Source organism: Acidovorax sp. KPB24-03 (genome assembly GCF_057546605.1).
Genome location: NZ_BAAJYR010000186.1, coordinates 1 through 6915, shown reverse-complemented (window position 1 = coordinate 6915; position 6915 = coordinate 1). Strand labels below are relative to the sequence as shown.

Annotated in this window: 8 protein-coding genes and 2 pseudogenes; 4 read left to right on the top strand and 6 right to left on the bottom strand. The window is 66.9% G+C overall.

The window, feature by feature from the left end:
- Positions 1 to 524, bottom strand: a pseudogene (locus tag AC27KI_RS16540) (collagen-like protein); the annotation flags it as partial.
- 413 nt (positions 525 to 937) lie between these two features.
- Between AC27KI_RS16540 and AC27KI_RS16535 the strand changes: the two are divergent.
- Positions 938 to 1297: an HPF/RaiA family ribosome-associated protein gene (locus AC27KI_RS16535; RefSeq protein ID WP_487114797.1), complete on the top strand. Its 360-nt coding sequence runs from the start codon at positions 938 to 940 to the stop codon at positions 1295 to 1297.
- Between the two features lie 81 nt (positions 1298 to 1378).
- Positions 1379 to 1534: a hypothetical protein gene (locus tag AC27KI_RS16530; protein WP_284429106.1), complete on the top strand. Its 156-nt coding sequence runs from the start codon at positions 1379 to 1381 to the stop codon at positions 1532 to 1534.
- A gap of 37 nt (positions 1535 to 1571) precedes the next feature.
- On the opposite strand, the gene AC27KI_RS16525 is transcribed toward AC27KI_RS16530, so the two are convergent.
- Positions 1572 to 2642, bottom strand: coding sequence for a bile acid:sodium symporter family protein (locus AC27KI_RS16525; RefSeq protein WP_487090141.1), 1071 nt, complete (start codon positions 2640 to 2642; stop codon positions 1572 to 1574).
- Positions 2643 to 2738: 96 nt separating this feature from the next.
- On the opposite strand from AC27KI_RS16525, the pseudogene AC27KI_RS16520 reads away from it, so the two are divergent.
- Positions 2739 to 3684, top strand: a pseudogene (locus AC27KI_RS16520) (LysR family transcriptional regulator).
- 53 nt (positions 3685 to 3737) lie between these two features.
- Here the strand turns inward: AC27KI_RS16520 and AC27KI_RS16515 are convergent.
- The 3 genes from AC27KI_RS16515 to AC27KI_RS16505 form a co-directional block, all read right to left on the bottom strand.
- Positions 3738 to 3923, bottom strand: coding sequence for a hypothetical protein (locus AC27KI_RS16515; RefSeq protein WP_487114795.1), 186 nt, complete (start codon positions 3921 to 3923; stop codon positions 3738 to 3740).
- Positions 3924 to 4566: 643 nt separating this feature from the next.
- Positions 4567 to 4707, bottom strand: coding sequence for a hypothetical protein (locus AC27KI_RS16510; RefSeq protein WP_487090143.1), 141 nt, complete (start codon positions 4705 to 4707; stop codon positions 4567 to 4569).
- Positions 4708 to 4817: 110 nt separating this feature from the next.
- Positions 4818 to 5078 (bottom strand): hypothetical protein, encoded by a 261-nt coding sequence (locus AC27KI_RS16505; RefSeq protein WP_487114793.1) that lies wholly within the window; start codon positions 5076 to 5078, stop codon positions 4818 to 4820.
- Positions 5079 to 5679: 601 nt separating this feature from the next.
- Here AC27KI_RS16505 and AC27KI_RS16500 point away from each other — a divergent pair.
- Positions 5680 to 6012 (top strand): hypothetical protein, encoded by a 333-nt coding sequence (locus AC27KI_RS16500; protein ID WP_487090145.1) that lies wholly within the window; start codon positions 5680 to 5682, stop codon positions 6010 to 6012.
- Positions 6013 to 6403: 391 nt separating this feature from the next.
- Here the strand turns inward: AC27KI_RS16500 and AC27KI_RS16495 are convergent.
- Positions 6404 to 6915 (bottom strand): NUDIX hydrolase (locus AC27KI_RS16495; protein WP_487114791.1); only part of this gene is annotated, 512 nt, incomplete at its 5' end.

Below are 6915 nucleotides of genomic sequence, written 5' to 3'. Positions count from 1 at the left end.
GTGCCGGTGGCGCCCGCCGCGCCGGTCGGGCCCGTGGCCCCTATCACGCCCTGAATTCCTTGCGGACCTGCCGGACCGGTGGCGCCAGCCAATCCGATGGGCCCCGTCGCTCCGGTCGCACCCGATGACCCGGTTGCGCCGGTTGCCCCCTGCGCGCCCGTGGCCCCCGTAGCACCTGTCGCCCCACCGGGCCCGGCCGGACCGGTCGCGCCGGTGGGCCCCGCCAAGGCCGAAGCAGCGGCCGGGGAACAACTCCCCAGGCGGCCCGAAGCGCCATCGAAACATGCCAGCTGGCCCTGTTGCGGCGAGGCAGGCAGTGCAGGCAACAGGACCGCGCCATCGGACTGCACCCGCAGGCGCTCATCGGCGCCGCCACTGCTGCGCACGCTGAAGCCGCCGCCAGGGGGCAGCGTGATGCGGACATCGGCGGCATGCGCTGCGGCGACATGCAGAGATGCCGTACAGGCGATCAACGCCGCGAGGACATGGCGGCCATGCCGCGGGCCAGAGGAAATCGTGTGCATGGCGCAACCCGTTCTGATTTTTTTGAGAAACGAATTCTTTGCCGGATGCCTCTTTCCGAACCGGGAAACAGGGCGTGCAACGACGCTGGGGTCGCGGCAAAGATTCGGGGCCGTTGTCCGGAAAACGGCCTGCGTCTTCCGCTTCGGGTGCATGGCTCGACGCCTGCAGCACCTCTCATCCCTCTTACGAAATTTAACAGGCGAATCCGCCCCATGCCAAGGCACCCCGCATGGCTTTTTTTTGGATTTCCACGGGGCACAGCGCCACGGCTGAGCGATGTGAGGGGAGCTTCAGCCCAGGTGTCACGCAACGTGACAAAGGACCCTGCGCACGGCCCCACGCTCCCTCGGCCTACAGGGCGGCGGGACTGCCCGAGGCACTCTGGGTTCTCTTACCTGCATCAGGAGATCTCATGGAAATTCACATCAACACGGGCAATGGCATGGAAAACCGCGAGAGCCTGGAACGCTGGGCCGACGCCGAGATCCGAAAGAATCTGTCACGGTTCACCGAGGGCGTGCGGCGCGTCGAAGTGCACCTGTCGGACGTCAACCATGACCGGGGTGGTGCGGACGACAAGCGCTGCGTGATCGAGGCTTTGGTGCCCCAGCATGCGCCCGTTGTCGCAAGCCACAACGCGCCCACCGTGGATGAAGCCTTCCGAGGCGCCGAAGCCAAGTTGCAGCGCGCGCTGGACAGCGCCCTCGGCAAGCTCAAGGACCAGCGCGACCGCACTTCGATCCGCACGCAGCCGGAGATGCTGCAGCCTTGATGAATCCAAATCGGCATCCGCCGAAGGCCGGGCAGACCCCTCAGGCACTGCCCCGCCGGCATCCCCGCCCCAGGAGACACGATGAACACCCCCAAGCATCCCCCCGGTAACGACGAGCCGGAAATCACCCAGGAAGACAGCGTGCCGGTGGACGACACAGACCCCGAGGGCGAGGCCATGATGAAAGAGGTCCGCAACGACCGCCTGAAGGTGCCGCCCGGCGAAGAACAGGACTGAGGCCAGGGTGCCCTCTGGGGCGCTTGACCCCGGCCTTCTACCGGACCTGCGAGGTTTCGGCCGCGCGGGCCGTCGCTGCATTGGCGGCGATGCGATCCGCGGGGGCGAGCCCCTCGGGCCGGCGGGCATAACGCTGTGCGAGCACCGCGCACACCATGAGCTGCAGCTGGTGGAACACCATCAGCGGCAGCACGATGGCCCCCACCGCGTGCGAGGCGAACAGCACCTTGGCCATGGGCACGCCGCTCGCCAGGCTTTTCTTGGAGCCGCAGAACACCACGGTGATCTCGTCCTCTTTCGAAAAACCGAACCGCCGGCTGATCCACGTCGTGGCCGTCAGGGCGATGGCCAGAATCACCGCGCACACGACCAGCAGCCCGGCCAGCGCCGGCAGCGGAATCTGCCGCCACAGCCCCTCGATCACCGCCGCACTGAAAGCCGTGTAGACCACCAGCAGGATCGAGCCCTGGTCCACGAACTTGAGCACCGCGGCACGGCGCTGCACGAAGCCGCTGATCCACGGTCGCAGCAGATGGCCCGACAGGAAGGGAACGAACAATTGCAGCGTGATGCGCCCGATGCTGGCCAGCAGATCATGCGTGCCCCCACCCGCTGCGCCGCCCGCGCCATGCGCCATGGGAACGCCCGGCAGCAGCCAGCCCACCAGCAGCGGCGTGATCACGATGCCCAGCAGCGTCGAGCCCGAGGCAGCGCACACGGCGGCAGGCATGTTGCCGCGTGCCATGGCGGTGAAGGCGATGGCCGACTGCACGGTCGCCGGCAGCACGCACAGGAAGAGCACGCCCAGGTACAGCTCGGGCGTGACCAGCGGCTGCAGCACCGGCCGCAGCGCCCAGCCGATGAGCGGAAAGAGCACGAAGGTCGAGGCCACCACCACCAGGTGCAGGCGCCAGTGCGACAGGCCGGCCACGATGGCCTCCCGCGACAGCTTGGCGCCGTGCAGGAAGAACAGCAGCGCCACCGCGGCCAGCGTGGCCTGCTCGAAGCCCTGGGCCACCCGCCCCGAGGCGGGCAGCAGGCTGGCCAGCGCCACGGTGGCGAGCAGCGCGAGGGTGAAATTGTCGGGAAGGAAACGGGAGCGGGCCATGGAGCGCGGAACCTTTGCAATCGGATGGCCGCCATTAGGCCCGGCGCGCGATCCAAAGAGAAATGGATTTATCTGATGGTTTTATGATGGGAAATCATGAATGTCACGCTGCGCCAGCTCCATGTCTTTCGCGCCGTCGCCGCCACGCGCCATTTCAGCCGCGCGGGCGAACAGATCGGCCTGACGCAACCCGCGGTGAGCCGCTGCATCACCGAACTGGAGGCGCAATTGGGTCTGCAGCTGCTCAACCGCACCACACGCGAGGTCGAGCTGACCGAGGCGGGCCGCAGCCTCGCCGCCCGCCTGGAGCGCGTGCTGGAAGACCTGGACGCGGTGCTGCTGGATGTGCGCGGCATGGCGTCCGAGCGGCGGGGCCGGGTGCGCGTGGCCAGCAGCCCCACGCTTTCGGCCCACCTCATGCCTGACTGCATCGCCCGCTGCCAGCGCGAGATTCCGGGCCTGCAGATCGTGCTGCTGGACCGCATCCAGAACGACGTGCTGGCGAGCGTGCTGTCGGGCGAAGTGGATTTCGGCGTGGTGATCGACCCTGGCGAGCGCGAGGCGCTCACCTGCGAGGCCATCCTCACCGAGCCCTTTTGCGTGGCCTGCCCGCCTGGCCATCCTTTGGCGCGCCGGCGCAGCGTGCGCTGGACCGATCTGGCGGGCGAGCCGTTGGTTTTTGCTCGACCATGCCTCGGGCAGCCGCCGCCTCATCGACCAGGCGTTTTCCGCCCAGGGCGTGGCCGCCACCGTGGCGCAGGAGGTCGGCCATCCGACCACGATCTTTCGCATGCTGGCCGCGGGCCTGGGCATCACCGTGGTGCCCACGCTGGCATTGCCGCCAGAGGGCCTGCCCGGGGTGGCCGTGCGCCCGCTGCGCCCGCGCGTGGACCGCGAAATCGTGCTCGTCCACCGCCGCAACCGGGCGCTGGCGCCGGTGGCCCAGGCCGCGTGGGACCTGGTACGGACGGTGGCCCGGGAGCGGCAGACAAGAAGTCCGCCCCGTGCAGAGCCAAGGCACTCGACCGAAGCGACGTCATAAGACTTGCATCGCCAAGCCTTCGAAACCCGCTCTCAGCGGCTTGCGCCAGCGCTCTAACGCTGAGGCGCCGGCCCAGCGTTGTAATCGCGGTTCTGGATCGGCCCGCTGCGTCCAAAAACACGACCGCTCGGTGGCGCGGCAGCGTCGGCAGACGCACTGCTTTGGGCTTGCGCGCCAGGGTTCACCATGTGCTGATAAAACTCCTTCGCATCGGGCGTGTTGAACATCATGGTTTGCATGTCGGGGTCGAAAGACTCCTGACGCGTGAAGCTCGAGGACGGAGAAGACACAGAAGCTGGCGGTTTTTCAGTTTTCGGTCTGGGCGTGTGGCTGGTCTGCGCATAGAGCCCCCCACCATGGCCGCATCCGCCATCAATTGCTGATACCGTTGCTCCTTGACGCTGAGTGGGCGGCCCGAAGACGAGTCCCCACCGATCTGCGTGCGGGGGCGAGCGCCCTGCTCAGACGCAGCGGCTCCCGATTGGGCACGAGAAGAAGGCATTCCGGGTGGAGCGGCATGCGAATGGCGCGATGTCTTTCCTGACGAACTCCCCGAGGATTTGCCTGAACCCTCTTTCGGATGGGCCTGCGTGTCGCTGGACTTGCTGCGACCTATGCCTAATTTATGGGTGATGCCGTTGAACATGGGAATCCTTGCGTGCAGTGTGGAACATGGCTCTACTTTAGGCATGCGCCAGATGGGCGCCGAAGCCATCCGAAGCAGTGCGTTGCAAAACGCAATCGACTGGCCTTGGCCTTCACTTCTGCGGCCAGTCAACCGCACCAGCACCAGCGCCGCCTCCGCCGTGAACCGGCTGCGCACCAACCGGAGGCATGAAGAGCCTGAAAGGCCTCCGCCGCAATAAGTACTAGGGCATATCGCTATAAAAACAATAGCATTAGAAAATTGATGCGCAGCAGGTTCCTCTTGGCAACCGAGTCTTCCACGTTGTCCAGCGCCAACGATTCGGTCAGTGCCAGCAGGTGGTGGCGGATGCCGGTCTGCTGGATCGCCTCGACCACGCCCGCCACGAGGCCGGCGGGCGAACCTGCCGCACGCTCCCGTTCACCGAGACGTGCTTGTTACTAGCGGCATGATTCACTCAGCGATGCACGGGGCATCGCATCGGCAATCAGCGTCCTACGCCCGGCCGGGTGAACATGCGGCCGCCCATCGATCCAATCGCCGCCCGGTCTTCTTCGCTGACCTCCATGGCTTCTTCGTCTGCCAGACCGTGGTCGGAGATGGTGTCCGAATCGCTGTCCTGCTCCAGCGAAAAACCGAAACTTTCCAGCGTCAGGGGTTCGGATGTGCGGCGACTGCCCGCTTCGGACGATGCGGATGTCTCTGCCTCGTCTTCGTCATCGGGCGGGAGCATGCCCTGGCTTTCCATGATCTTATTTCTCTGGATCTGCTGATTGATTTCCGAGAGACTGCGTCCCGAAGCTCACCGGGCAGCGGTGCGGGCTTTCCCTTCGTGCCATCCGTTTTCTCAGCGATCCCTTCCCTCACCGCGTACTCGGCAAACTGGACCTTCCGGCGAGCGCCGCGACCGCAGCGGCCGGCTCGGCGCCACCTTGCGGCCGGACCGCTGCGTACGCCGCGTTGAAGCGCCGGCCTTGGAACTGGGTGCTGCGGCTGAGCTTCGGCCCCTCCCCTGCCGTCACGGACGGGCCGGTCGCGTCGGATGGCGCGCTGGCGCTGGCAGGCGAGGCAGGAACCGGGGCGGCAACGGATTCCGGCGGCGGCGGTGATGCAGGCCGTGTCCTTCGGGACGTCGCGGCCCGCCAGCCGGTCGCCGAAGGCGAAGTCGGACTGGAGGACTCCAAAGGGGCCTCGGGCTGCACGGGTTCTTTGTCCGGCCGGCGAATGGCTTCCTGTGGGCGCGAGGGCCCAGCCCCTTCGCTCGACGTCCCGGGCCGGGGCGCCGGACTTTCATCGCGCTGCCTGCGCAGGCGCTGCGATGGGTATGCGGGAGTGCTGGCGGTCGGCTGGTGAGCGCCTCCTTGCAGGTTTTGCCGCTGCCCCGCCCGCTGGCGGGCCGCGAGATTCTCAGCGGCAATGTGCAGCATTTCAAATCGATGGAAACTGACCCCCTGGTTGTTGATGGTGTTCATCTTTGCGCACACTGCCTCGTATTCCGCTTTGAGATGCGGGTCGGCCGCCGTGCGTCGGAAAACCTCTTCGGTCGAGCAGTTGCTCGCATTGGCGCGCGCCGTCAGGTTCTCCTTGACCGCTCTATCAAGGGCCGCGCGATCTGGAACGAATGTCTCGCTGCCAGTCGCCTGCGCGAACATTTGGATCCCGATCTTGTTCCTCTCGGCTGAAATGACGCGGTGATCGTAGAGTTGGGAAGCCACGCTCCAATCCAGGCGTGCAGTTCTGTTGCGCTGTGCCTGAAGGTCGATCCGCGGCTGCCCCATTTGCCCGGCCACAGGCCCCGCCCCCGTCTGCCGCGATGGCGGCATTCCATGGGGAGATGCGTGCCGATGGGGCGACGTGCGCGGCGGCGAAGCGGGGGGCGATGCCGGCCGCTCCAAAGACGAAGAGCCGCCGGTGAGTTTGCGCTTGATGTGACCGAGACTGAGCATGGTGATTTCCTTGTAAAACGGGGCTGGGCCCATGTTTCCGATCTGACCAGCGGATGGCCTCAATCCCCCACCCCAGCCCGAAACACCTTGCGGCGCACCGAAGAGAGACCTGCCAGGGCCTCGCGCGCTACCAGCCGTAGAACCCCGCCAGCACCAGCGCCGCCTCCGGTGTGAACTCGCCGCGCGCCAGCCGTGCGTGCACCTCGGCGGTGGGCAGCAGTTCAAACCGTTCCACCTCGCCGTCCTGGTTCTCGGGCACCAGGCCCTCGGGCACGGTGGCATGGAACCAATCGATGCGCTCGACCATGTAGCCCACGCCTTCGCCGTCGCTGCTGGGCCGGGCGAAGTCCACGTGGCGGCCGTGCGCCACGGCGTGCAGCGCGCTCGTGCGCAGGCCCGCCTCTTCCCAGGTTTCCCGCTCCAGGGCCGTGTCCAGCGTGTCGGCGGCGCTGACCATGCCACCCATGAGCGTGTCCCACTTTCCAGGGTGGGTGGGTTTGTCGAAGGCGCGTTGCTGCACCCACAGGCAGCCCCCCGGCGCGCTGCCCACCAGATGCACGGCCTGGGTGGCGAGCCCCAAGGGGCGCACGGCGCCGCGCTCCACGGTGCCGATGCGCTCGCCGGCGGCGTTGCACACGA

Bases quoted from the DNA above. Each gene is read 5' to 3' on its own strand.
- AC27KI_RS16530 (WP_284429106.1), top strand. From the start codon at position 1,379: ATGAACACCCCCAAGCATCCCCCCGGTAACGACGAGCCGGAAATCACC.
- AC27KI_RS16535 (WP_487114797.1), top strand. From the start codon at position 938: ATGGAAATTCACATCAACACGGGCAATGGCATGGAAAACCGCGAGAGC.
- AC27KI_RS16525 (WP_487090141.1), bottom strand. From the start codon at position 2,642: ATGGCCCGCTCCCGTTTCCTTCCCGACAATTTCACCCTCGCGCTGCTC.
- AC27KI_RS16515 (WP_487114795.1), bottom strand. From the start codon at position 3,923: ATGCAAACCATGATGTTCAACACGCCCGATGCGAAGGAGTTTTATCAG.
- AC27KI_RS16505 (WP_487114793.1), bottom strand. From the start codon at position 5,078: ATGGAAAGCCAGGGCATGCTCCCGCCCGATGACGAAGACGAGGCAGAG.